Annotated in this window: 19 protein-coding genes, 1 tRNA gene and 1 pseudogene; 3 read left to right on the top strand and 18 right to left on the bottom strand. The window is 44.6% G+C overall.

The features are described from left to right. Nucleotides 1-107 precede the first annotated feature (107 nt). Nucleotides 108-637: pseudogene (locus KFE98_06325) on the top strand (3-hydroxyanthranilate 3,4-dioxygenase). Here KFE98_06325 and hemW read toward each other — a convergent pair. From hemW to KFE98_06295, 6 genes are read right to left on the bottom strand one after another with little or no spacing between them, the layout of a single operon-like run. Continuing rightward, complete coding sequence (gene hemW, locus KFE98_06320; GenBank protein UTW63754.1) at nt 634-1761, bottom strand: radical SAM family heme chaperone HemW; 1128 nt, start codon at nt 1759-1761, stop codon at nt 634-636. The pseudogene KFE98_06325 and the gene hemW sit on opposite strands and share 4 nt — an antisense overlap. Beyond that, nucleotides 1761-3266: a HAMP domain-containing histidine kinase gene (locus tag KFE98_06315; protein UTW63753.1), complete on the bottom strand. Its 1506-nt coding sequence runs from the start codon at nt 3264-3266 to the stop codon at nt 1761-1763. The genes hemW and KFE98_06315 overlap by 1 nt, the downstream gene beginning before the upstream one ends. A gap of 38 nt (nt 3267-3304) precedes the next feature. Beyond that, nucleotides 3305-4024, bottom strand: coding sequence for a tRNA pseudouridine(55) synthase TruB (gene truB, locus KFE98_06310; protein ID UTW63752.1), 720 nt, complete (start codon nt 4022-4024; stop codon nt 3305-3307). Between the two features lie 3 nt (nt 4025-4027). Further along, the gene (locus KFE98_06305; GenBank protein UTW63751.1) at nt 4028-4834 is read right to left on the bottom strand and encodes an undecaprenyl-diphosphate phosphatase; all 807 of its coding nucleotides are present in this window, start codon (nt 4832-4834) and stop codon (nt 4028-4030) included. A gap of 5 nt (nt 4835-4839) precedes the next feature. Continuing rightward, entirely contained in the window at nt 4840-5088 is a 249-nt protein-coding gene (locus KFE98_06300) for a DUF3098 domain-containing protein (GenBank protein ID UTW63750.1), read from the bottom strand. Nucleotide 5089: 1 nt separating this feature from the next. After that, complete coding sequence (locus KFE98_06295) at nt 5090-5968, bottom strand: permease-like cell division protein FtsX (GenBank protein ID UTW63749.1); 879 nt, start codon at nt 5966-5968, stop codon at nt 5090-5092. A gap of 123 nt (nt 5969-6091) precedes the next feature. Between KFE98_06295 and leuS the strand changes: the two genes are divergently transcribed. Next, nucleotides 6092-8674 carry a leucine--tRNA ligase gene (leuS, locus tag KFE98_06290; protein ID UTW64654.1) on the top strand — a complete coding sequence of 861 codons (2583 nt, stop codon included), beginning with the start codon at nt 6092-6094 and terminating at the stop codon, nt 8672-8674. A gap of 5 nt (nt 8675-8679) precedes the next feature. Here leuS and KFE98_06285 read toward each other — a convergent pair whose 3' ends face one another. The 8 genes from KFE98_06285 to KFE98_06250 all read right to left on the bottom strand — a co-directional run bounded on the left by KFE98_06285 (nt 8680) and on the right by KFE98_06250 (nt 17234). Continuing rightward, nucleotides 8680-9339, bottom strand: coding sequence for a PKD domain-containing protein (locus KFE98_06285; GenBank protein UTW63748.1), 660 nt, complete (start codon nt 9337-9339; stop codon nt 8680-8682). A gap of 76 nt (nt 9340-9415) precedes the next feature. Continuing rightward, the gene (locus tag KFE98_06280; GenBank protein ID UTW63747.1) at nt 9416-11584 is read right to left on the bottom strand and encodes a peptidylprolyl isomerase; all 2169 of its coding nucleotides are present in this window, start codon (nt 11582-11584) and stop codon (nt 9416-9418) included. Between the two features lie 82 nt (nt 11585-11666). Then, nucleotides 11667-12935, bottom strand: a complete 1269-nt coding sequence (locus KFE98_06275; protein UTW63746.1) for an HlyC/CorC family transporter — start codon at nt 12933-12935, stop codon at nt 11667-11669. Between the two features lie 41 nt (nt 12936-12976). Further along, nucleotides 12977-13201, bottom strand: coding sequence for a hypothetical protein (locus KFE98_06270; protein UTW63745.1), 225 nt, complete (start codon nt 13199-13201; stop codon nt 12977-12979). Further along, on the bottom strand, nt 13198-13815 hold the full coding sequence (gene lptC / locus KFE98_06265; protein UTW63744.1) for an LPS export ABC transporter periplasmic protein LptC: 618 nt from the start codon (nt 13813-13815) through the stop codon (nt 13198-13200). Before lptC ends, KFE98_06270 begins: the two co-directional genes overlap by 4 nt. Nucleotides 13816-13817: 2 nt before the next feature. Then, nucleotides 13818-15143 carry a hypothetical protein gene (locus tag KFE98_06260; GenBank protein UTW63743.1) on the bottom strand — a complete coding sequence of 442 codons (1326 nt, stop codon included), beginning with the start codon at nt 15141-15143 and terminating at the stop codon, nt 13818-13820. Nucleotides 15144-15169: 26 nt separating this feature from the next. Beyond that, nucleotides 15170-16516: a hypothetical protein gene (locus tag KFE98_06255; protein UTW63742.1), complete on the bottom strand. Its 1347-nt coding sequence runs from the start codon at nt 16514-16516 to the stop codon at nt 15170-15172. Beyond that, nucleotides 16503-17234 carry a type III pantothenate kinase gene (locus tag KFE98_06250; protein ID UTW63741.1) on the bottom strand — a complete coding sequence of 244 codons (732 nt, stop codon included), beginning with the start codon at nt 17232-17234 and terminating at the stop codon, nt 16503-16505. Before KFE98_06250 ends, KFE98_06255 begins: the two co-directional genes overlap by 14 nt. A 121-nt stretch (nt 17235-17355) precedes the next feature. On the opposite strand from KFE98_06250, the gene KFE98_06245 reads away from it, so the two are divergent. Continuing rightward, nucleotides 17356-17428, top strand: a tRNA-Phe gene (locus tag KFE98_06245). Between the two features lie 127 nt (nt 17429-17555). On the opposite strand, the gene KFE98_06240 is transcribed toward KFE98_06245, so the two are convergent. The 4 genes from KFE98_06240 to KFE98_06225 all read right to left on the bottom strand — a co-directional run bounded on the left by KFE98_06240 (nt 17556) and on the right by KFE98_06225 (nt 22480). Further along, nucleotides 17556-17975 (bottom strand): nuclear transport factor 2 family protein, encoded by a 420-nt coding sequence (locus KFE98_06240; protein ID UTW63740.1) that lies wholly within the window; start codon nt 17973-17975, stop codon nt 17556-17558. 112 nt (nt 17976-18087) lie between these two features. Continuing rightward, nucleotides 18088-18963 carry a helix-turn-helix transcriptional regulator gene (locus KFE98_06235; GenBank protein ID UTW63739.1) on the bottom strand — a complete coding sequence of 292 codons (876 nt, stop codon included), beginning with the start codon at nt 18961-18963 and terminating at the stop codon, nt 18088-18090. A 25-nt stretch (nt 18964-18988) separates the two neighbouring features. Next, the gene (locus KFE98_06230; GenBank protein UTW63738.1) at nt 18989-19819 is read right to left on the bottom strand and encodes an MBL fold metallo-hydrolase; all 831 of its coding nucleotides are present in this window, start codon (nt 19817-19819) and stop codon (nt 18989-18991) included. A gap of 171 nt (nt 19820-19990) precedes the next feature. After that, nucleotides 19991-22480 carry a T9SS type A sorting domain-containing protein gene (locus KFE98_06225; protein UTW63737.1) on the bottom strand — a complete coding sequence of 830 codons (2490 nt, stop codon included), beginning with the start codon at nt 22478-22480 and terminating at the stop codon, nt 19991-19993. Nucleotides 22481-22625 lie beyond the last annotated feature (145 nt).

The following is a 22625-nucleotide window of genomic DNA, read 5'->3' as shown; positions in this document are numbered from 1 at the left end:
CAAAAGTACCAAATTGTTCTTATAACAATCTGGAAGTAAAAGGTGTTGGGTCATTATCCCTGCTCTTTGTCAAAAACACTACTTTTATCAGGTTAAAAAATCATAACATGGAGCTGAGAAAACCCTTCAATTTAAAGCAGTGGATCGAGGATAACAGAGACTTGTTGAAACCCCGGTTGGCAACAAAAACCTGTACGTAGAAGCGGGTGATTTTATCGTTATGATTGTAGGTGGACCCAATGCTCGAAAAGACTACCACTACAACGAATCGGAGGAGCTTTTTTATCAGTTAGAAGGCGACGTGATGGTTAAGGTGCAGCTGGATGGTAAAGCGGTTGAGGTTCCTATCAAAGAAGGGGATATGTTTTTACTACCGGGCAACATCCCTCATTCACCCATTCGTGGCGAAAACACGGTAGGTCTGGTCATCGAACGAGTTCGTGAAGGAACAGATTTAACCGATGGACTTATGTGGTTTTGCGATAAGTGCAACAACAAACTTCATGAAACCTACTTTCCTTTGAGAAACATCGAAAACGATTTCATCCCTCGTTTCAAAGAATTTTATGGTTCTGAGGAAATGCGTACCTGCAACAATTGTGGGCACGTGATGGAAGTGGACGAGCGTTTCGTTTAATCTGTAGTAAATAGATCCGCCGCTATTTGGTCGGCGAGAAGCTGTCCTTCGAAGGTAAGGGTGAGCTTTGATTCAGCCCGGACCACATTTCCTTGCTGAAGGTGGGTTTCAATTTCTCTTAGCAATTCTTTTTGTTGGTTATGCCCAAATAGGTTTTCAACCTCCTCTAAGTCAATGCCCCATTGCGTGCGCAAATGAGTCATGATGTATTCGTTGTATTGATCTTTTGGGTCGAGTTCTTCAGATTCGTAGTGCACCTTGCCTTCTTGAAGCAGAGATACATATTGGCGTGTATCGGGCAGGTTCCAGTAGCGTTTTTGACCGTCATAGGCGTGCGCAGAAGGGCCTAAACCCAAGTAATTTACTCCTTTCCAATAGGACGTATTGTGCTGAGCGTATTTTCCGGGTTTCGCAAAATTGGAGATTTCATAGTGCTCATAGCCAGCCCGGTCCAAAGAATGCTTAAGGGCTTTAAACTGTCGTACTATTTCAGCTTCGGTGGGATAGGTCAAGCGGCCTTTTTTGATGGCGTGTTCCAAAGGCGTTTTTGGTTCGATGGTCAGGCAATAGGAAGAAACATGATCGACGTTAAGAGAAATGGCCAGGTCCAAATTTTGCTGCCAGCTTTCCATAGTAGACCCAGGTAGGCCGTAAATCAAATCCAGGCTGATTTCATCAAACCCCAGTTCTTGAGCTCGTTTAATGGATTGAAGGGACTGTTCTCCGGAGTGAGCCCGATTGAGCATTTTGAGGTCGGAGTCGTGAAAAGACTGGATACCAACACTCAACCGATTGATGGGCGATGCGGCCAAAGCATTAAGATAGTCTTCGGATAAGTTGTCAGGATTGGCTTCAAGTGTAACCTCTCCAACTTGGCTAAGATCAAATGAATGGGAAAGTGCGGCCCAGATTCGCTTCAATTCATCCACACTAAGTTGTGAGGGGGTTCCGCCGCCAAAATACACGGTTTGAATGGGTTCGGATAGAAAATCCTTCCGTCGTTCAATTTCGGTCTCTAATGCCGTTAAAAACGACTCCTTAAAATGAAGGTGGGTGGAAAAATAAAAGTCGCAGTAGGAGCAAGCTTGTCTGCAAAAGGGAATATGAAGGTAGATGCCCGCCATTAGGCTCTGTTCAGCGTGATTCGAAATGTAGTGCCCTCTCCTGGCTTGGAGTTTTTCACAAAGATTTTTCCCCGATGATACTCTTCAATTATTCGTTTAGACAGGGTAAGCCCCAGGCCCCAGCCGCGTTTTTTAGTGGTATACCCAGGCTCAAAAATCGTTTTCTTTTCCCGGGAGGGTATCCCTTTGCCAGTGTCGCTAATGTCGATCCAGATTTTTTTGTCCGTTGTCCCAGCCTGAAAGGTAAGTAGGCCTTGACCGCCCATAGCATCGATGGCATTTTTACACAGGTTTTCGATGACCCAGCTAAAGAGTGATGGATTGAGTTTTACCTCCAGATTATCCGGGATTTTGTCACTGGAAAAATGAATTTTTCGTGGGCTTCTTTTTTCCATGTACTCCGTGGTTGAAAGCAGTGCCGTTCTCAGGTCCATGGTGTGCAATTCAGGCGTACTTCCAATTTTCGAAAAGCGATCGGTGATCACTTCCAGGCGGTTGATATCCTTTTCCAACTCGGCAGCCATGGCCAAATCGGTGTCTTTTGACTTCATGTATTCTACCCATCCCAAAAGAGAAGATAGAGGCGTGCCCAATTGGTGGGCTGTTTCTTTGGCGAGCCCAACCCAAACCTGATTTTGTTCTGCTCTTCGAGCCATGTTAAACAGGTAATAGGCAATGAGAATAAAGGTTCCGATTACTCCGAACTGTACAAAAGGATAATACTTCAACTGCGTAAGTATCCACGAGTCTTCGTAGTATATGTATTGGGTAGATCCTTCTTGCAGATGTACTTCAATGGGTAAATTGGTTTCGGACAGTTCCTGAATGAGTTCAGACATCAACTCCGGAGAGCTATACCGGGATGAGTCCAGGTTCCCCACCGCGATCAATTCGTTTTTTTCTTCGTTGGTTATGATAACGGGGACCGAAGCACTGTTAGACACCACCTCATTGATAAAGGATTGCTGCAGATCGGCAAAGGTTTGCTCCAGTTCTGAAATGATTCGGGAATCCTTGTAATACAGGTAATCCGTCTGATCTTCATACTTGATTTCAATCGGATCGTAAAGCGCTTTCATCACCATTACCTCCTGTTGCAGGAGCACCGGGTCGTTTTCGATGATCGTATCCAGGTTTCGACTGAATTTTGGACGCAGGTTCTTATCGGTGAGAATAACCGGTACGGTGGTGTTGTCGGTTAGAATGTGGGTTAGAAAAACAATGTCAACGTTCGGATCCTTACTTGCGAGACGTTCACTGGCTTCCACATAGAGTTCCACTTTTTTACGTTCCTCGCCCCGTAATTTGGCAAAAAGCTGGTCGGTGTAGTTAACCAGGCGAGCCTTTTTTTGAATGGCTTCTGCCCAAAGTCGAACTTTATTACGCTCTTCCCGAGCAATGTTCTTTACCATCTGATCTGTGTACCAGAAGGACAATAGAATGATGAGTACACCTAAGGCAATGAGAGCCTTTTTCCAGATTTGTTTACGAGAATAGATATTCATAACCGACCGGCCGTAAAGATATTAAGGAAAGGGACAACTTAGGAGTTCGCTTGATCGACCTCAGTGATAAATTCTGCTAAGTTTCTGGCGTCCTCCAAAGAATAGGGGCCGATGGAGGTTCTGCGTAGAGCGCTGAGGTAGCCACCACAATCCAAAGCCAAGCCCAGGTCCCGGGCCATGGAGCGGATGTAGGTGCCTTTGGAGCAATGAATCTTAAAATGGCAGTTCCATCCACCAGGAAGAGATTCGTGCGGCTCAACATGGGTAATTTCAAAGCCAAGAACCTCAATAGCGTGTGATTTCATTTCTACCACTCTTCCAGCTCGGGCCAATTCGTAGGCCTTTTTACCATTAATCCGTTTGGCCGAAAAGGCGGGAGGAACTTGATCCTGTAGGCCAACTAAGGATTGAGCTGCGTTTTTGATAAGCTCTTCGGTAAGTTGCGGAGCTTTCTCATCGGGCCTTACTTCACATTCCAAATCAAAGGAATCTGTGGTTCCGCCCAGGGTTATTATGCCATCATAGGTTTTGTCAAGACCTGTGAATTCGTTGATTTTTTTGGTATTTCGCCCGGTGCAAACGAGCAATAGGCCTGTGGCTAATGGATCGAGGGTTCCCGCATGCCCCACCTTAATTTTCTTGACACCCAAATGACGCTTAACCGCATAACGAATTTTGTTGACCACGTCAAAAGAGGTCCACTCCAAGGGTTTATCAATCAGCAGGAGTTCGCCCTGTTGAAAATCAAATGAACTCATAAATTAAAGGGAAGCTACGATGGCAACGATACCTACAATGAAGCAGTAATAGGCGAAGTATTGAAGTTTACTTCTTTTCACCAATTCCACCATCCAGCGACAGGCAACCAATCCACTTAAAAAGGCAGCGGCAAATCCGGCGATCAGCGCATTGGCAGTAAGAACTTCACTTCCCGATTCCATCACGGGAGGCATCTCCATGTAATCTTTTACTTCCAAAAGGGTAGCGCCCAAAATGAGCGGTAATACCATCAAAAAGGAGAACCGCGCAGCACGACTGCGTTCTACACCCAGCATAAGTGCAGTAGCAATGGTTGCGCCCGATCTGGAGATTCCGGGAAGAATAGCTACGGCTTGTGAAACCCCGATGATAAAAGCGTTTTTGACGGTTACTTTTCCACGTTTACGTTTCACTCGGGTTGTCATGTAAAGCAACAATCCGGTGATGATGAGCATGAAGCCAACCAATAGAATTTGATCTTCGAAGAAGGCTTCGATTTCATGCTTGAAAAACAAACCGACCAATCCAGCCGGCACCATCGAGATGATGATGTACAGGATGTATTGACGTCCAGCGTTCCATCGTGTGGGTTCAAACAAAAGTCGGATCAACATCATGATGTCCATCCGAAAAATAACAATGGTACTCAGCGCCGTAGCACTGTGAACCACAATAGAAAATAATAAGGGGTCTGCCGGGGTAACGCCCAATAGCGCTTTACCCAGTTCAATATGCCCCGAACTGCTTACCGGAAGAAATTCCGTAAGACCTTGTATGATGCCTAAAATCAGCGCTTCAAATACCGACACGCAGGTTATTTTTTAGCCGAACCCGGTTTTTTGAGAATACTAAAGAATACAATCCCAAAACCGAGCAGAATGGTAAGTGGGGCAACCGTCACACGACGTGCACTGAAAATCTCGTCCGCATTAAATACGTTAGGATCCTCTGATCCACCACCAGCCATGAGCAAAAATCCAATGATGACAAATGCCACACCGGCAATCATCAGCAGGTAATTCTCCCGGGTAAAAACCAATTGTTGTTGTTCTTTTCCTTCCATATCAGGAGTATAGTTTGTCCGTTTTCATTCTTAAATAGCGGCGAACCGCCAAACCTGTACTTATCCAGGTGATGATAATTCCCAACAAAAGTACCATTCCAAATAAATAACCGATCAATTCTACATCCTGAATATCAAAAAGTTCAGGCATTTGTTGTTGGGCCCAGTACAAACAGCTCAATAACAGGGCTATAGCGATGAATGATCCGTAGATTCCATTGAGAATTCCTCGCCACACAAAAGGCGTTCGGATAAAACCTGACGTTGCGCCTACAAGCTGCATGGTTTTTATAATGAAGCGCTTTGAATAAAGGGCTAAGCGTATACTATTGTTGATTAGGGCAACGGCGATAATCAATAAGAATCCACTAAAAATGAGAATGATGAGTGAGATGTTGCGGATGTTTTCATTGACCACCACAACTAAATCCTCTTGGTAAAACACCTCTTTGATTCTTGGATTCTTCATGAGGTCGGCTGCAATCCATTCCAAACTATCCGGATTGGCGTACTCTGCATTTAACCGAACGTCGATCGAAGCTAATAGGGGATTGTAGCCTAAAAAGTCCACAAAGTTTTCACCCAAATCTTCCGTCAATTCCTTAGCAGCCTTCTCTTTATCAATGTATTCGGTAGACTTTACGTAAACTGCTGCGTCCAGTGATTTTTGAAACTTGACAATATCAACTTCCTTGACGTCGTTTTTCAGCATCACCGAAAATCCAATGTTCTCTTTGACGTAGTCAGAAATACGTTTGGTTTGCAGTAGAATGATTCCCTGAAGGCCGAGCATAAACAACACCATGGAAATACTGATCACAACCGTGAAATAGGAGGATCGCAATCTTTTTCGGGAAAAACGCTCTTCAGCTGTAGCCATGCGGGATTTTGGGTATTTGCAGGCTAAAATAATAAAATTTCAAAGGGGTGGAACCCGGGCTATTTTTACTTTTGTACACCTTTTTGGGGAAAACCAAAAAGACCGAATCTGGAGATGGAAAAGATGAAAGAATACGACTTTAAAGCCTTAGAGGAAAAATGGAGAAAACGGTGGTCTGAATCAGGTACCTATCAGGTGCAGGTAGATCCTAACCGCCCGAAGTATTATGTGTTGGATATGTTTCCTTACCCTTCGGGGGCAGGGTTGCACGTGGGTCACCCTCTCGGCTATATCGCTTCTGACATCTACAGTCGATACAAACGATTAAATGGATTCAACGTGTTGCACCCGATGGGTTACGATGCCTTCGGTCTTCCCGCTGAACAATATGCCATTGAAACCGGACAGCACCCGGCCATTACTACCCACGACAATGTAAACCGCTATCGTGAGCAATTGGATTTGATTGGTTTTTCCTACGATTGGGATCGTGAGGTGAGAACCAGCAGTCCGGACTACTACAAGTGGACCCAATGGATATTCCTTCAACTCTTCGACTGCTGGTTCAACAATGAATCTCAAAAGGCGGAGCGTATCGAAACTTTGGTAGCCCGCTTTGAAACGGAAGGAAATGCTGAGGTAAAAGCTGCTTGCGAAGAAACGGATGCGTTTACAGCTGAAGAGTGGACAGGCATGTCTGAAAAAGAGCAGCAGCATATTTTGCTGAATTACCGATTGACTTACCTGGCAGATACAATGGTAAACTGGTGCCCGGCTCTGGGAACGGTTTTGGCCAATGATGAGATTAAGGATGGGTTGAGTGAGCGTGGCGGACACCCAGTTGTACGTCGCAAAATGCGCCAATGGTCCATGCGAATTTCAGCATACGCCGAGCGCTTGCTTCAAGGTTTGGAAGGGTTGGAATGGACAGATTCCCTGAAGGAAATCCAGCGCAATTGGATTGGAAAAAGTGTTGGAGCTTCCGTGTTTTTTGATGTAAAGGATTCGGAGCGCAAACTCGAAATATTCACGACTCGCCCGGATACCATTTTTGGAGCCACATTTATGGTGCTTGCACCCGAACATGAATGGGTTGCTGAGCTGACAACGGAAGAGCAGAAAGAGGAAGTGGAAGCCTATATTCAACGTACCAAAACACGTTCTGAACGGGATAGAATGTCCGACGTGAAGAATGTGACTGGAGCTTTTACCGGAGCCTACGCAATTCATCCATTTAGTGGAGAGCCTATTCCCATTTGGATTGCTGACTATGTGTTGGCGGGTTATGGAACCGGAGCGGTTATGGCCGTTCCATCTGGTGATCAACGCGACTGGGATTTTGCCCACCACTTTGGACTTCCAATTCCTGCGGTTATCGAAGGAAGTGACGTATCCGAAGGTGCAAATGATGATAAAAATGGAACCTTGATCAATTCTGATTTCTTAGATGGTCTTCCAGTGAAAAAGGCGATTAAACGCATGATTCACGAAATGGAAACCCGGGGAATTGGTGAGCGTCAGGTAAACTATAAAATGCGTGATGCCGTGTTTAGCCGGCAGCGTTACTGGGGTGAGCCTATTCCGATGTATTTCAAGGATGGCGTACCTTACCCGGTAGCTGAAAAAGACCTTCCTCTGGAATTGCCTGAGGTAGAAAAATACTTGCCAACAGAAGATGGTGACCCACCATTGGGTCATGCCGAAAACTGGACCTATTCACCGGAAGGGAGCGATGAAAACTATCCCCTGGAGTTGAATACCATGCCAGGTTGGGCGGGTTCGTCCTGGTATTACTTGCGTTACATGGATCCAAAAAATGAAGACGGTTTTGTATCGAATGAAGCGGTGAACTATTGGCAAAATGTAGACCTCTATTTAGGTGGCGCCGAGCATGCAACGGGACACTTGTTGTACTTCCGCTTTTGGACCAAGGTGCTTTTTGATTTGGGTTACCTGCCCTTTGATGAGCCTGCTAAGAAATTGGTAAATCAAGGGATGATTCAGGCCGAAGATGGTCGTAAGATGAGTAAGCGTTATGGCAATGTGGTAAATCCGGATGACGTGGTTATGGGTCATGGAGCGGATACCCTTCGTTTGCACGAAATGTTTCTCGGGCCTATTGAACAAAGCAAACCTTGGAACACCAAAGGAATTGATGGTGCTCACCGTTTCCTGAAAAAATTCTGGAGGTTGTTTTATACCCAGGACGGGGAATGGTTGGTAACCGACGAACAACCGAATGAGGATGAATTGCGCTCCTTGCACAAAGCTTTGAAAAAGATTCAGGCCGATAATGAACGTTTAGCGTTCAATACGCCCGTTTCTACCTTTATGGTGGCGACCAATGAGCTTACTTCCCTGAACTGTCACAAAAAGGCCATTCTTGAGCCTCTATTGGTGGCGATGCACCCGCATTGTCCATTCATTACGGAGGAACTTTGGAATCAATTGGGGCATGAAGAGAGCTTGTTTTTAAGTGCTACCTGGCCTCAGTTTGAAGAGAAATACCTCAAGGTAAGTTCTCATGACTATCCGGTTCAGATTAATGGTAAGGTTCGCTTGAAATTAGCGCTGCCTATTGAAATGGATAAGGCGGAGGTTGAAAAACAGGTGCTTCAACATGAGGTAACCCAAAAATGGCTGGACGGAAAAGAGCCCAGAAAGGTCATTGTGGTTCCAGGAAAGATTGTAAACGTAGTAATCTAAAGGATTTACGGACGGGATCCGCGGAAGCGTAAAATCCAGGGAATATCTCCCAGGTAAGGATCTGTACCCTGAAGTGTCATTTCAAACTCTTCAACACCTCCTGCATCAAATTCTCCTGTACCGTCTAGCATGTCCGCTATTCGGCCCTGCTGTTCGCGAATGGAACTAAAGGTGTAGTTGGTCGAAGTTCCTTCTACCGTAGCGTGAAAGGACCCTCTGACGGTGGAAATGTAGATGTTATTGTTGTCGATAGCCTCAATGGTTAAAGTCTGGGTGTAAGACTTGTTGTAAATCACATTACCGGGATAGGTTTCGGTGAATTTACCGGTATATTGGCCAGCGGAAAGTCCGGTTCGATCTACCGATTCTACCCGAACAGTACGTGTTAAAACGTCTTCGTCGCCATCTTTGGTAACGGTAAGCGTCATTTTATATACGCCCGGATTACCGTAGGTATGCCGTCCGCCACTGCTGTCTGAGGCTTGCCCATCACCAAACTCCCACCAGTATTTAGCAGCTTCGACCGAACAATCCTCAAAAAGGTATTCTACACCCGTTTCCATGGATTCATTAGGCACTACAAAGCAGGCTACCGGTTTCTTTGTGCATCCCGATAGAAATAGCGCTAAAACAACGATTAGTGAGAGGTGGTATAGGTTTTTCACGCTTCGAATTTACGAAATAAAAAAGGCCTTCACCCGAAGATGAAAGCCTTTACCTATTAAAAGGTCTATAAATCGATTAGTAGTAGTCGGAACGGTTGTCCACTACATTTCCTTTTTCTTTCAGTGCTTCGAATACTTCAGCGTCAACACGACGAGCATAGTCACCAGCAATTTGGTTTTTCAACTGCTCAACATCGGCTGAATTTTGGTTTGGTGTTTTGCTGTCTACGCGAATTACGTAAACTCCACCGTTTCCAGCGATTGGATCAGAAGTTTGACCTTGCTCCAATCCGAAAGCTGTACCCAAAACAGCTGGTTCGTTTCCAATTCCTTTAATAGAGAAGGAGTTGAAGGTAACCGCAATGTTTTGCTCTTTACGTCCACCCGTACTGCTTACTACAGCATCCAAGTCGGTGTTTGAACCAATTTTGTTTTTGATCCATTCGGCTTTCAATTCCTTTTTCACTTCCTCTTCTACCTGATCGCGAACTTCTTCCAATGGAAGGGTTCCTTTACTGGTAACTCCGGTAACGGCAACAATCACAATTTGATTTTCGCTCTCAAAAGGATCGGTAGATACTGAACCCAATTCGTTGTCGTACACCCAGCGGATGATTTGACGAGGATTTTCCAGGTTACCCAAAACCTTAGCTCCTTTGCGGATAGAAGTGTGCTCATTGGCTTTTGAGTTCAATACAGCGTCACCTTCAAGTCCGGCGTTAAAGGCATCCAGGTTGCTATTGGTAATAGCGAAGTTGCTTGCCTCGTTATAGATGCGATCCAAGGTTTCTTCACTCGCTTGAACCGTGCGCTCAACCGTAGCCAAAATCACTTTCTCACGTGCTTGGGTTTGATCTTGGATTTCTACCAAGTGGTATCCCAAACGACGAGAACGAACTACGTATAGGTCACCTGTCTTAGCACCGAAGGCAGCTTGAATAAACTCAGGCTCATATCCAGGCTGACGTTCAACAAACCAACCCAAATCACCACCATTTCTGGAGCTTCCAAGGTCAGCACTATATTTTCCAGCCATCTCAGCAAAATCGGCTCCATTTTCGATAGCCGTTTTAATACTGTCCATGCGAACTCGTAGGGCAGCAGTATCGGCATCAGGAGAGTTGGCCAGCAACAAAATCTGACGAGCGCTTACTGAGTCAGGACGCATTTCTTGACCTAACTTTTTGCTGATTTTGAAATTCAATCCTTGTCCATAAGGGCCAACAACAGCTCCGTCTTCAGCATTGAAAACCAGGCTGTCGATGTCAAGTGGCAATTCGAAACGACCGTAAGAAGCAAAAGCGCTATACTGATTGTCGGTGTTTTGAATGATGAACAAAGTATCGTTCTCAGATTTGGCAAAACCGTCTTTCAATGCAGCCATTTCGTTTTTGGCAGTTTGAATGTCGTTGGCAGAAGGAACTACGTCAAATACCACAACTTTGGCCGAACGCATGTCTTCGTCCTGCTGGAACTGATCTTCACTTTTGTGCTTGTTGTACCAAGCTGAAATATCGCTTTCAGAGTATGAGATGTCTTCGTCCTTAACTTGGCCGTAAGACATTCCTGCCCAGCTAACCACGATTTGATCGTTGTTGTTCTTAGATCTTTCTGTAGCCTGGAAATCAGTTGCAGTCAATCCTCTTTTTAGCAATCCGGTATACTTTCCAGACATTAGTTGCTCACGGATAGAACGCTCGATAACCGACCAGTTCTTCTTTGCTTCTTCATCTTTCACCAATTGCTTCAGTTGAAGAATCGCCATTTGCATGTTTAGGCCACCACGCTCATCGCGGAAAGCTTCATAAATCTGTCCTGTATTACGATCGGTGAAGTAAGCAGAGAGAATTCCGTCGCGGTTGTTTTTGATTTCATCCCACAACTCGTCATCTACTATATCCACTCCAAGGGCATCGTATTCGGTTTTGATCAAGTAGTCTTGCAAGAACAAGTTCCAGGTCTGGTTGCGATACAATTCCATTTCGTTGCTACCTACACTTTGGTCGCCAACGACGTCCTGTACACGTTGTTCAAACTGCTTAAGGGTGATGGTGGTACCGTTAATTTCTCCGACGTTATATTCTTGTCGGCTGAAAAACTGTCCGTTACTGTTTAGCAGGTCACTACCTACAAACAATACCATTGCGCCTCCTATGACTGCTATCAAGAGTCCTGATCGGTTTCTGATCTTTTGAATTACCGCCATTTCTTTTACCTTCTTAAAATTGGGTTGCGAATATACCACTATTTGGTATTTTTCTCAACTATTTGTGTTCTTAAAATAAGTTGTTGAAAATCAAGGGAGTTAATCGAGTGAGTTCGTGGGCTTATTCTTCACCCGTAATTCGCAGGTTGACCAACTCAATTTTGTTCTCCGAAACCTCTTTGATGCGAAATTCAAATCGCTCGATGCGAATGAGGTCTCCTTGATCTGGAATACTTTCTGTTTCATTGATTATCAGCCCTCCCAGCGTTTCATACTCTTCGCTTTCGGGCAGGTTAAGGTGGTAGTGATCGTTGATGTGATCAATTTCTATTCGAGCAGAAAAATTGTATTCATGCTCATTCACTTGTTCCTCAAAAGGTTGCTCCATATCGTGCTCATCCACGATTTCCCCAACAATTTCTTCAATGATGTCTTCCATGGTCACAATTCCGGCTGTTCCGCCAAATTCGTCCAACACCACGGCAATGCTTCGTTTGTTTTTGTTGAGCAGCGATAGGGCTTCGTTCACCGGCATAGCTTCCGGAATGAGGGAGATTGGAAGCAATATCTTTTTGATGGAGGAGGGGTTACGAAACAGTTCAAAGGAGTGGGTGTAGCCTATAATATTATCGATATCGTCCCGATAGATCGGAATTTTGGAAAGCCCGGTTTCAATGAATTTTTCCTGCAGAGCTTGTATCGATTCGGTTTCTTCGAGGGCAACAATATCGGTTCGGGGCACCATACACTCCCTTACTTTTTGATCGGAAAACTCTAAGGCATTTTGAAAAATCTGTACCTCGTGCTCCAGTTCTTCCTTATTCTCTACCTGACTGGTCGCTTCTTTCAAATAAAGGTCTAAGTCTACTTTTCCAAAACCTACATGGGCTTCATCGGCTTGAGCTCCTTTTAAGAATAGACGAAGAAACAGGTTGGTGATTAAAAGAGTGAATTGGGTAGGAAGGTAAAAAATGAGGTAGACCAACAGAGTGGGTAGATAGAATACGTTCAAGGTACGGTTTGGATCGATGCGAAAAATCGTTTTGGGTAAAAATTCCGCTGTGATCAATACCAAAAGTGTGGATACAATGGTCTGAAGTAAAAACACCACAAAGCCAGTCGTAACAATGGCGGCCATCATGGGCTCCAGGTTATAGCTCATAAAGTGACCATAGATCACCAGGGCGGCGTTGTTCCCAATGAGCATCGTGGTGATGAATGCCCCTTGGTGCTTCATGAAGTAAGAGTTGATTCGAGCCGGAACCTGGCCCTGTTTCTTGGCCAATTCAATTTTCAACTTATTCGCAGAAATGAAAGCAATTTCCATCCCCGAAAAGAAGGCCGAAAAGAGTAAGGTAAGGATGACGATCAGCCAGGAAAATTCGTACATGTTACAGTGTTCCTATCAAAAATAAGGATTTCCTTGAATCGTTATTGATCCATTTTGTCGCCGCGCTCTTCATCTCTTTTTTGCATCCGCAAACGAAACCGGCGACGCATGTAAAAGAGACCAAAAGCAACTAGGGGAAGAACGTAATACAAAGGGTGTAGTAGCTCGTCCACTTTGGGGCTGAAGAAGCTGTAAATGGCAATGGAACCGGTAATGATGGATACCGCCAGCCAGAAGTATTCCATGACCAGGTTAAGCTGTTTCATAAGTCATTATTTGATGATTGAAGTTCATCTGCGGTTATTTCATCAGCCTCTTCCTCGTCTTGAACAGAGATGGAACCTTTGATGTTTTTGATTCGGTAATTGGTGAAATTCTCATTCGACTCCAAACCGTCTCCGTAAATAATTTCGTCTTCGGTGGTGATTTTGACAAATTCCTCGGTGTAGATTTTACCGTCTTTTCTCGACCAGATGAGGTGCTCAGTATTCAGTTTCTCACCGTCAACATTAATTACCTCTACGTCGTTTTTTACTTCGATTCTACGCTCATCAGGGTAATTCACACCGTAGTTGGCCTTCAAGCTCGACTCCTGATTGCCCAGACTATCAAAAAGCAGCAGGGTTAGCCCTTGTGGAAATTCCACATAAGGATTGTCTTCGTCGCTGTAGCGCACCAATTCAGGGGTGTTGAGTCTTACCCGAATAACGGCTGAGTCGCTGTAAATGATTTCCGTGTTTAACGAGACCTCGGTAGGCAGGTCCTGTTTTTCCTCCATTTCCTGAAGGGCCTGCGGATCGTTGCTACAGGAAAAAAGCAAAGCCGGAACAAGAAGTCCGGCTAAGCTCTTAAACAATATGTTCGTGTATGTTTGGGTCACTCTTAGTTAAATCGAACCTTAACAGTTTCATTGATCCAACATCCGATTTTGAAATCTGCACCTTCGTTAATTCCGTAGAAGAAGCAGTCCTCTTTTTTCGGGTATTGAGCCTTGGCTTTTCCAATTTTTGGGTTCACCTTTTCGGCCAATGATGGATCCTTTGCACGGGCTACTTGGTACTTGTCTACAGCGGCCCAGTATCCGGCTTTCTTAGCGCAGTCATTGTCTCCGCAAGCAGATCCACCATAAAGATAGGCATCTCCAATTAACATGTAGGCATCTCCGTTGTCAGGATCGATAGCAAGAACTCGCTTGGCCATCAATTTTACCTTGGCAAATTGCTTAGTAGCTAAGTAGCAACGAGCACTTGAAAGCCCAGATTTTACTTTGAAAGGAGCCTTATCAGCTTCAGGCATACTATCTGCCAAAGCAAATGCTTCCAGGTAGTAGTCAATAGCGTTAGAACACTCACCTTTACCGGCGTACCAGTTGGCGATGCTGTAGGCAGCTCTTGGAGAGGGCTCCAATTCTTGCAATCTTCTGGCTACTTCAATGTAGAAATCAGTATCCTCACATTCTTTAGCGTTAAGCAAAGTAAGGATGTCATTCATCATTTTGGTGTCGTCTTTGTTTGCATCAAATCGAGGTTTAAAAGCCTCTACCAAATCAGGGCACTCCGCTACACGCTTAAAGAACTCAAGCAGGTTGTCGCCACTCTTGCGGTACTTCTCTTTGGATTTGTCGCTTCCGTTGGCCACATTGTAGTCAACCACAGCTTTTAGAGTAGGGTAAAGAGAGATTACATCTGCCTTCGTACACATTTTCTTTCTGTACATCGCATAGCGGGTTTTGTACATGTATACCAAGGATGATGCAGACATTTTGTTGCCTTGCAATTCAAAAGCCTCTTCGAATACCGCGTAAGCTTTGTCTGGCTCGTTTTTGCGGTATTTGATCATGTAGATTGCTTTTTTGCTCAGTACTTTTCCTCGCTCACCGAAATGTTCAATTCGGCTATCCATAATCATAAGAAGAGTATCAACCAGTCCTTCGCGAACATCTGGATTTTCCTTGTTCTCCTTAATCTTCATTTCGTACATCTTCGCACCTTTCTGGTAGATGGACTTGCTGCACTTTGGGCAAATGCTGTAGATGTTTCTCCAAAATACAAGGGCATCATCGTAAGCTTTTTGCTTATAGTAATCCTGGTAGAGGGAAATGTTTTTGATGCATTCCAAACTATCCTCAGGAGTAGCTCCGTATTTCTGCGCTTTTGCTCCGATAACAAATAGCGCTAATACTGCAGTAATCAACAACTTTCTTTTCATCACTTCCGTTTATTGTAATCTATTGTTTATTCGTATTTCCGGGGATTAAACCATTCGTCCTGTTTGGCAAGTGGACTAAAGGCCACTCCAAAATAAACTCGGGTAAACTGTTCATTCACCCCGGTCGATAAGTTATTACCTCGTTGACCAAAATCTATACCAACATTAAGAGAAGACCTCGAAACGCTTTTCAAAATGGGCAATCCAAGCCCCAGCGAAACGGTGTATTCTTGCAGTTGCTGGTTGTTCACTTCCAAGCGAGTTTGGGAGAACCTCACACCAGCCCGGTAGCGGATCACAGCCAATAATTGTCTTTCCGCATTGTGCTTAGGTACATACTGTAACCCAAAGGCCATGTCGGTGCGGTTTTTTAGATTTTGAGGAGTATCAAATAATTTCAATTCAGACCAGTTGGTCATGCGGTAATCCATGTTAATGGTCCAGCGACGTTCAAGTTCCAATGAAATACCCCCACCCATCGAACTTGGAAAGGTGATTTGGCCATCAATTTCGGTACTCGTTACCGTGTCTCTAATGTTCTCTACATCGTTGTTGGGGAAGTAGCTATACGATACCTGAAGGTTTTTCGCTGAGATGTCTAATGAAGGTTGGTAGTAACCTGCAACCGAAAGGAAACTCAAAGAGTCCATTTGCAATCGGTAGTGTAAGCCGAAGTCGAAGGCGGCTCCGTTTACGTTGGTTTTGTTTTTCATTTTGGAACTCAAGTGCGCAGGGTCATCAATAAAATTGGTGACCGCACGGGAAGTTTGAGCGAATCCGAAATAGTAAATCACATTGGCGCCAATAGACAATCGGTGATTGATGTATTTTTTCTGACCGAAGTTTACTCTCCGTCGAGCCGTATCCAGGTAAGTGTCCCATAGCACAGCCGATACTCCTCCCATGGCCTGGTTGATTCCACCGTCGCCTTGGTAAACAAAATCGTAATTGCCAATCACTGAGTCGTATTGGTTAGCTACAATGTTGTAGCCCATTTGGGTGTATGGGTTAATGCCCGCTGCAAATCCAAAACGCTTTCCAATGGGAAAGGCCAAGGCAATGTTGCTGAGGTAGGCATTGTTAAAACTTTGAGAAGAGGCGGGGGCTTGAACGTTGAGAAAATCGAAGTTTACATCAGCGCTAAAAATGGGTTTTCCCAGACTCGCATAAGTCGCCGGATTGCGGAAATTGACATATCCGGAGTCCACATGAGCGATTTGAGCCGTTCCCATGGCACGTTGGTTCGCGAAGGCTCTACTTCCTTCATCCCCGAGTCCATAAATCGAGTAGGGAGAGTTGGTTGTGGTTTGATTCCAAGCGGTTAAGCAGGTTAGTAAACCAGCAACGATTAAGCAGATTTTAGCGATCCTCATTGTATTCCAATATCCGGTTTAACCCAATTAGGGTCAATTCCGGGCGTGCAAAAATGCTATTTTTAAATGCCTTAGCAAAATATTGATGGTCTCCGCCTGTAAATATTGTGTTAAGGTTGCTCCATTGGCTGCTGTAAGCCCGCATAGCGCCCTCAATCTCGAAGATAATTCCTTGTGCAACACCCGATAAAATAGATGAATTTGTATCCCGTCCAATTAGTTCGGGATTCCCGTCAAGCTGCAACAACGGCAATTTATCCGTGAAAGTATGCAAGGACCGAAATCGCATGTTCAATCCGGGAGAAATGGCGCCGCCGAGGTAAGTTCCTTCGGGAGACACAAAATCGTATTTAATGCAAGTGCCAAAATCAATAGAAAGAACGGCCTTACCAGGAAATAGACTTTGAGCGCCTACTGCAGCCGAGAGTCGGTCTTTTCCTAACGTGTCTGGAGTGGCGTAGTCGTTTTTTATCGGGAGCGGGGTGGATGAATCCAGAACGATGAGCTCCATGCGTGTTCGAATCCAATCTTCCAACTCAACTGAGTGATCGACTACAGAACTGATGATGGCTTGATTTGCTTGAGGATGGTTTTGAAGCCATTTTTGAAGCTCCTCAGAAGAAGGTCTTGCACCCATAGAATCGCTGGCAACCAGGGTTGAACGATCAAATAAGGCTATTTTGCTTCGGGTGTTTCCCAGGTCAAGAACCAGATTCATGCCGGTAAAATTGGCCGCAAATATATGGATATAAGGAGGTTGGATTAGGTCGAATGAAATTCAACACAAAAAAAACGGGTAAGATTTAAAATTTATTTACATTTGCAGCCCTCTACAAAACGGTGCCATAGCTCAGTTGGTAGAGCAACGGACTGAAAATCCGTGTGTCGCTGGTTCGATTCCAGCTGGTACCACTAAAACAGAAAAGAGCCTGAGATGAAAGAACCTCAGGCTCTTTTTGCTTTTACCCGTTGCGTTTTTAGCATAAAAAAAGCCCGGAAATTTCTTTCCAGGCCTTCTAATCGTTCCTATTAAAACGTGTTATTTGGCCAAAGGCTCAAGAAAAATGGCTTCCCGGATTACTTGCCAGCGGTTGTCTTCAAATCGGAGTTCTATGTTGCATAGTAGCCGCATCTCTTCTCCATTCATTCCGCTGTGTTGGCGGGTAAGTACACAAACGGCAGAGTTGCCCAGAATATGAAAGTCATGCCAATCGGCCCAGGTATTGAGCTGGGTTTTGCCTTCTTTGGCTTGCTTGGCAAAATGATCCTTAAATTCTTGTTTGTTGTACGTGGTTACTTCGCCATTGGGAAGCACAAGGGTGGTATGAAAATCCTTGTGGTAGATTTCCTCCAGTGCCTCCACATCGAATTGAGTTGCGCGATCAATCAGGTGATCCATTGTTTCGCGAATGGCTTCTTGGGTATGGGTAGAGCCTTGAGCATCAGCAATTGTTGTCATGACTATAAGTAAGTAAAGGGTGAATACTGTTCTTTTGAATAAGTCTTTTTTCATGATGAAACAAATCCTTATTGCAAAGTTCAAGAATCCGGCAAGCACGGTGCTTACCAATTCATGCTAAGGGTTGCCCATTTTGATAAGCCTTACGGTATTCCAAGGGAGATTGACCGGTTTTCTGTTTGAAAAATCGGGAAAGATGATTGACCTCTGAAAAATGATAGTCATGGGCAATCTCCGATACAGTTTTTGGACTGTGAAGAAACTGCATTTTCAATTCAAAAAGTAGCCGCGATTTTATGAATTCTGTTGCGGTGACGTTAAATTGATTTTTTACAGCCTTGTTCAAACTTACCCGACTCAGTTTCATCAGATCGGCATACTCTTCCACCCGCTGTTTGCAGGCTATGTACTTTTCTACCAACTTCCTAAATTGATAGGCACTATTGTCTACCGAAATAGCTTCTTCAATTCCATTGACCTGGGCATATTTTCTGTTAAGGTTGATTAGCGTGTAATAAAGTAACGACCGGATAATGTGTGCGCTATCACTGCGGGGCTCTACCAACTCTTTTTTTATTTCCTTGAGTCGTTCAATATGCTCGAAGAGGTAGTTTTCTGAAACCGAAAGGACTAAGGGATGTTCAGTTTGATAAAAATAAAGAAGTCGATAGGCAAAGTACTGATCCGAGAAAAAATCATTGAGAAATTCGTCTTGAAAAACCAATAACTGTCCTTCAAAATCGGAAAAGTCACCATGCCAGGAATGGTGTTGAAACTGGGAGATGAAAACCACGGTATTGGGTTTTAACTCAATGGTTTTGTCATTGAGCTTTAAGAAGCCCTTGGCCTTTTTAATAAAGAATACCTGAAAGTAATTGGCCGATTGCGTCTCGCTTTCAAGGGTATAATCACAACCGGACTGGAAGTCAATTACATTGAGCAGAAAATCTACGCCACAAACCGTCTTATCAAACTTGATATGCTGCATGGTTCAAATCTCCCAGGCTTAGGGTTTATAAAGATAGGGTGATTCTTTCACCATCGGCAGGAACCCGAATTTCAACTCCCGCTTCTTTGGCCGCCTTCGTTACTTTGGCTCGGGTAGTTTGGCAGTGATCTAAGGCTTCCATGTGCACAGCAATTACCTGAGCATGGGGAGCAAATTGGGCAAGCTCGATAGCATCATTTTCGTTCATAAGAATTTGTCCTCCACCATATTGAGCCCCGCCGGTATTGGCTACAATAATGTCAGGGTTGAATTCTTTTATAGTCGCTTTTACCTCATCATCCCAAAGGCAATCTCCAATGATGTAAAGAGTGGGATGCCCTTCGGCTTGAAGAATAAATCCAGAAACCTCTCCTAAAGCTTCCAAAAGCTGTTCCGGCCCATGTTTTCCAGATGTGCGGATTATTTGTGTTCCCTCAAATTGAGTTTCAGATTCTACAAAATGGACGTTTTTAAATGGGCTTTGGCTTAATCTTTCTTGGTCACTCGGTTGAGCAAACAGCGGGAGATTGGAATCCAGATTTTTTTCAGCTGCTGCATCAAAGTGATCCAGATGCGTGTGGGTTACCAGCACAGCATTTACTCCTTCGGTAATCTGGTTGATTGCCAAGGGTAAGTCCACGGTAGGATTTAGGTTTTGATCTGGCACTACAAAAGACATAAAGCTTTGTTTGGCAGAGAGTGAAGGGTCAACCAGAAAGGTGGATCCGTTGTAATTTACCTTGAGTGTGGCATTTCGAATAAGTTGAATGTCAATAGCTTTAAATTGAGTTTTTGTAGAAGTTGAACAACTCCAGAGGACGATAACGAGAGCAAGTAATGAGCTAACCTTTTTCATGAAAATTTATTTGTGGCAATATTAGATCTGGGCTTTTGGAGGCTGCTTACCAAACCAGTGTCATTGTTTACCAATTTGATAATCGAGCTTGTCATTGAACCTGGGGTTAGAAACTAAAAAAGGCCGTTCCTGTTAGGGATACGGCCTTTGGGCGGGAAAATGGATAGCGCCTTATTTGATAATCTGAACAGGCAAAGAATGCCGTTCCGAATTCGTCTGAAGAAAGATGTAATAGATGCCCATGGGTAGGGTGGATACATCGTAGCTCAAACTGTAATCTCCCGTTTCCCGTTCCCCTTCTTCAATAATGGTGATCAGCTCACCCGCACTGTTGTACAAGGAAAGTTGAATGGAAGATGGTTTGTTGAGCGTGTAGGAAATGGTGGTTCGATTTTCAGTTGGATTGGGAGCTACCTTGAAATTCTCCTTATCCACAATCAGATCCTCAATGCCGGTGGTTCCCTGCTTGCCCTGTTCAAATCCACCTCCACCGGTAGGTGGGCCAAAAAAGGTAAGCTCACAAGTGTCACGAATGGGTTTGGTACACAAAAGATCTCCGTTTGAATCATACACGGCTAATACTTGATCGAGGTACAGTTCAACAGTAGATACTTGGCCGGGAGCCAAAAGTGGGCCCAAATCGAAGGTGTAGTTGTGGCTGCAGAAGGTTCCCATGTTTGAATTTGGGAAGGTAATGGCGGTTGCAGGAACGGGTGTCCCGGCATCCAATACCATCCATCCGGCAACATCACAATGTTCACCTATGATCCAAGGAACATTAATATCCCAACAACATCTGATGGTATCCGGATCGATAATTCCAATGCCCGGAGTAGTTTGAGTAGCTTGAGCTGTGGTGGTAGGATGAATGCCATCGCAACAACTTTGAATATCATCGCAGTTCTCAGATACTCTTTTGTGACAAACGACTTCACCCTGAACATTTAAAAATTGAATGGTGTAATCGAAAATGCTTCCGTGGGCGCAGCAGTAACTACCTAGGTGCTGATTTCCGGGAAAACTCGTTGATAGAGCAACGGTATTTTGAATCTGAAAAAAGTTGTCAATCACACGAATCGCTGTAATCGATGGGCATGCATCATTTCCGAAAATGGCGCGGATATCGGCGCAATCGGGATCGTTGCCAGGGGAGCGAATGAGGTGAATGTCAATGTCGTCACAACAGGCTTCGGGACAATCTTCGAGCTCGTAGTTGTAGCTGCATTGAACGTCGTATCCATCGGCTGGATTGGCGGTGAAATTGTACAATTCTAAATCCAATTCCGTGGCAGACTTGTCCATGCAAACCATGGTCTGTGAGCTGAGTTCGTCGCCAACATTGGGCAAAATCACGTTTCCGGCGTAGTAAGGTATTTGAAAGTCAACGTCTCCTGCGATGCCGAAACCGTAGATTTCACAGGCATTTTCAGCGATTCGTTTAACCTTGTAGTTGAAGCAACAGCTACTATCTTCGCTGTTGTACTCCCGCTCAAAGGTCCATTCATAACCGTTGCAGGTGCAGTTGATCATTTTTCGGCACAGCTGATTTCCGGCGTTGTCCTTGAGTTGAATGAGCACAGTGCCAATAGTGCTTCCGGAAAAACAGAATTGGTATTTGCCTGAATAAGCATCCCGGTCCCAAGTGATGACTTCGGTGCCAGGGTCTGTTCCAGCGGTAATGGTTCCACCTTTGTTAGCTGACGTTAGGTTTCCTTCTACCGTAACTACGATTTCATCTACATCCAATTGACAACCTGGGGGCATGGAAATATCGAGTTCCTTGCAACCTGGCCCGCTTCCAGCCATTGAAAATTCAATGTCCTCGCAATTACATGCTGAAGCGGTGGATGAATTCACTTCAATTTTTACATCGTCAATAAAGGCGTAGGTTCCGACAGGATCGCTCGGAAGAAAAATTCCGGCTCCTGAACGTAAGTCTGCCTCAGACAAAAAACTGCCGATCATAAGTCGATCGAGAACTACCCCACCTGGACGAACGGGTACCTGGCCAGATACGGTTACCCAGTTGTCTTCATCGGCGATAAAAGAGGTGTTACTTATTTCAAATGCTAAGGGGTAATTGGTGACGTAAGAGGTCAACGGAACCCCAGTGGTGCGATTGGCCAATACCAAATTAGGGTAAGTGGTTTCGTTAAATAAGAAAGCCGAAATTCCTCCAACTGGAATATCAATGCTCGGTTTAACTAATCCAATATGAGTGGCGTCGTGATCAATAATATTAACTTTAAAGCTTACGGTATAAGATTTCGTAGGGTCCAGACCACCATAGTCCAGGGGAATGCTTAAGTACTCCCAATTATCGACGTTTTGGAGGGGGCTTGCGGTTTCTCCAATATTGATTCCGGCGTAAGCTTCTCCCCAGTTGATATCTACGTCCTGCACCCCAAATTCGAGCATAGAGGTACGAGGCAACCAAACGGGCGATCCGGTGCTGGCATTGCGATGAAAATATTCAGGAGTTCCGTCCGTAGTGGCGCTTTCCCAAGGTGTGGAAAGGTAAATTTGACCATAGGTTGTGGGAAGGGCAGAGTGGCTTTCAAAGCTGCCGTTGGGCACCAGCTGACCCCAGCTAATTGCCGGGGTTAATACGAGGGCGACAAGGAAGGCCCATATTCGGGTAAAAGTTGTATTGATTTTCATAAGATTTGCATTAGATAATTTGTAAGGTTTAATTAGGGAGGCCTCTATTCTTCAGGTAATTACTGACTAAACAAAGGTAGAGGGTCGGCCAGGGGGTAACTATACCCGAATCCCGGATTTGAGTAGCGGATTCCGCTATTTTAGA

The sequence above is a fragment of the bacterium SCSIO 12741 genome (assembly GCA_024398055.1).
Lineage (GTDB): Bacteria > Bacteroidota > Bacteroidia > Flavobacteriales_G > Salibacteraceae > SCSIO-12741.
The sequence above is the reverse complement of the archived record's forward strand: the minus strand, read 5'-3'. Positions and strand labels throughout refer to the sequence as shown.